1 protein-coding gene is annotated in these 2,631 nt (G+C 68.2%); it reads right to left on the reverse strand.

What is annotated here, in order from left to right:
* The coding region (locus GA0115254_RS02045; RefSeq protein WP_256102357.1) for a condensation domain-containing protein at positions 1-2,577 on the reverse strand (2,577 nt) is incomplete at its 3' end.
* Between the last annotated feature and the right edge of the window lie 54 nt (positions 2,578-2,631).

Here is a 2,631-nt window from a genome sequence, read left to right on the forward strand (position 1 = left end):
CAATTCGTCCGGGCCACCCTCCAGAGCGGCTTCAAGGGCCGATACGAGCCCCTCAGCAGCCGTGGGCACCAGCCCCGCCACCGTTTCCGGGTCAATCGCCCCGACCGCGTCCACCGCGAGCTCGGTGCGCTCGCCGTTGTCGTCGGCCAGCAACACCAGGGGGTAGTTGGTCCGTTCCCGGGCGAACACGAGCCGGGTGCCGGCCATGCCCTCGTCGAAGCGCTCATCGAGGTTCTGGCCGGTGTTGCGGCGGTAGTTGAGGATCGCGGTGAACAGCGGGCTGTCGGCCTCCGCACCGCTGGCCTGCTGCGCGACGACGAGCGGCGCATGCTCGTGCTCCAACAGCTCCGCCAGCTGGCTGCGCATCGCCGACACGGCTTCACGGGCGCCGAGTTCGCCCGTACGTACCCGAATGGGGAGCGTGTTGATGAACGGGCCGGGCACCCGGTCGGCGCCCGCGCCAGCGTTCATCCGGCCGAACAGTACGGTCCCGAAGACCACGTCGTCACGGCCACTGACCGCGCCCAGGACCCGCGACCACACCACGTGCAGCACCGTCGCCGCACTCACACCCAGTCGGCGGGCGACCTCTCGCAGTCTGGCGTCCAGGTCCGGTGCGAAGCCGAAGCGAGCGCGCCGCACGTCCGCGCCGTCGCCGCGCACGTCGACCACGCCGAACGCCGCGGTCGGTTCGGTCACGTCGCCCAGCAGCTCGGCGAAGTAGCGCTCGTGCTCGGACCGCGACACCCCGCCACGCGCCTGCGCCACGAAGTCGCGGAACGGCAGCGGCTCCGGCAGCTCCCCACCACGCCCGGTGAGGAAGGCGTCGACCTCGGAGAGCAATACTTCCAACGCCGTACCGTCCCGGACCATGTGGTGCACCCGGATCAGCGCCAGCCAGTGGGCGTCGGTCGGGTGCTTCGCGATGTGGAGGCTGATCAGCGGCGGCGCGGCCAGATCCATCCGCGCGCCACCGATCTCCACCAGTTCCGCGATCGGATCGGCGGACCGCGCGTCCAACGTCACTTCGTGGACTTGGAGTTCGGCGTCGCGCCAGACCACCTGCACCGGCTCACGCAGCCCCTCCCACACGATCGAGGTGCGGTAGATGTCGTGCCGGGCGACCACTCGTCGGAGCGCGGACACGAAGCCGTCCAGCCTGTCACGCGAGTCGAAATCCAGTACCGCCGGCAGGACATACGCGTCATCGCCACCGTCGGCCAACATGTGGTGGAAGAGCAGGCCTTCCTGGAGCGGCGCCAGCGGGTAGATGTCCGCGATGTTGACCACGCCGCCCTCGACAGTGGCAGCGATCCGCGCGATCTCGTCGGCGGTGAGATCGATCAGCGGCAGCATCTCCGGGGTGATCTCGGTCGCTCCGGCCGGGATCAGGTTTTCGGGCACCACCACCTGCGCTGCACCCACCGAGGTTGCCAGATCGGCGACCGTCGGTGTGTCGAACAGCGCACGTACGGACACCTGGACGCCGCGCGTCCGTAGGATCTCGACCAGCCGGACCGCCACCAGCGAGTGGCCGCCGAGCTCGAAGAAGTCGTCGTCCACACCCACGCTCTCCAGGCCCAGTACCTCAGCGAACGCGGCGCACAGGACCTCCTCGCGCACATTGGCCGGCGCCCGTCCGGCACCCGCGGTGGTTGCGTATTCGGGTGCGGGCAGGGCCTTGCGGTCCAGTTTCCCGTTACCCGTCAGCGGCAGCCCGTCCAGGACCACCACCGCTGAGGGCACCATGTGCTCCGGCAGACGCCGGGCAGCGAACTCACGCACCACCCCCGGAAGACCGTCGGTGTCACCGTCCTCGTCCACCGCCACCACATACGCCACCAGGCGGACATCACCGGGCACGTCCTCACGACCCACCACCGCAGCCTGCGCAACCAACGGATGCGCGGCAACCACCGCCTGCACCTCACCCGGCTCGATCCGGAAACCACGCACCTTCACCTGATCATCCGCACGACCCAGGAACACCACCTCACCATCCGCCGTCCAACGCACCCGGTCACCCGTGCGATACATCCGCACACCCGACTCGAACGGACACGCCACAAAACGCTCCGCCGTCAACCCCGCACGCCTCACATACCCACGCGCCAACTGCACCCCCGCCACATACAACTCACCCGCAACACCCACCGGCACCGGCCGCAACGCGCCATCAAGAACATAGAACCGGGTATTCGCCACCGGACCACCCACCGGAACAACACCACCACCAACACCACCAACACCAAGACGAGCCGTCGCAACACCGATCGTCGTCTCCGTCGGCCCATAATGGTTGAACACCCCCCGCCCACCCGCACACTCCACCAGCTCACCCACCAGAACCGGCGAAACGGCCTCACCACCAAGAACCAACGACCGCCCCGGAAGAACGCCCTCAATGCCCGCCACCGAGGACAACGCGGCAAGGTGAGAAGGCACCACCTTCAGGAAATCGATCCCGTGCTCCACCAAATAGTCCGCCACCACCACCGGATCGGTGACCGCACCCTCCTCCAGGACATGCAACTCACCACCCGTGGTCAGACTCGCGAACACCACCGTGTTACCCAGATCGGTCGCCTGCCCCTGAAGAAGCGCATACCGGCCACCAGACCGGCCGAACCT

Source organism: Streptomyces sp. Ncost-T10-10d, assembly GCF_900091955.1.
Classification (GTDB): domain Bacteria; phylum Actinomycetota; class Actinomycetes; order Streptomycetales; family Streptomycetaceae; genus Streptomyces.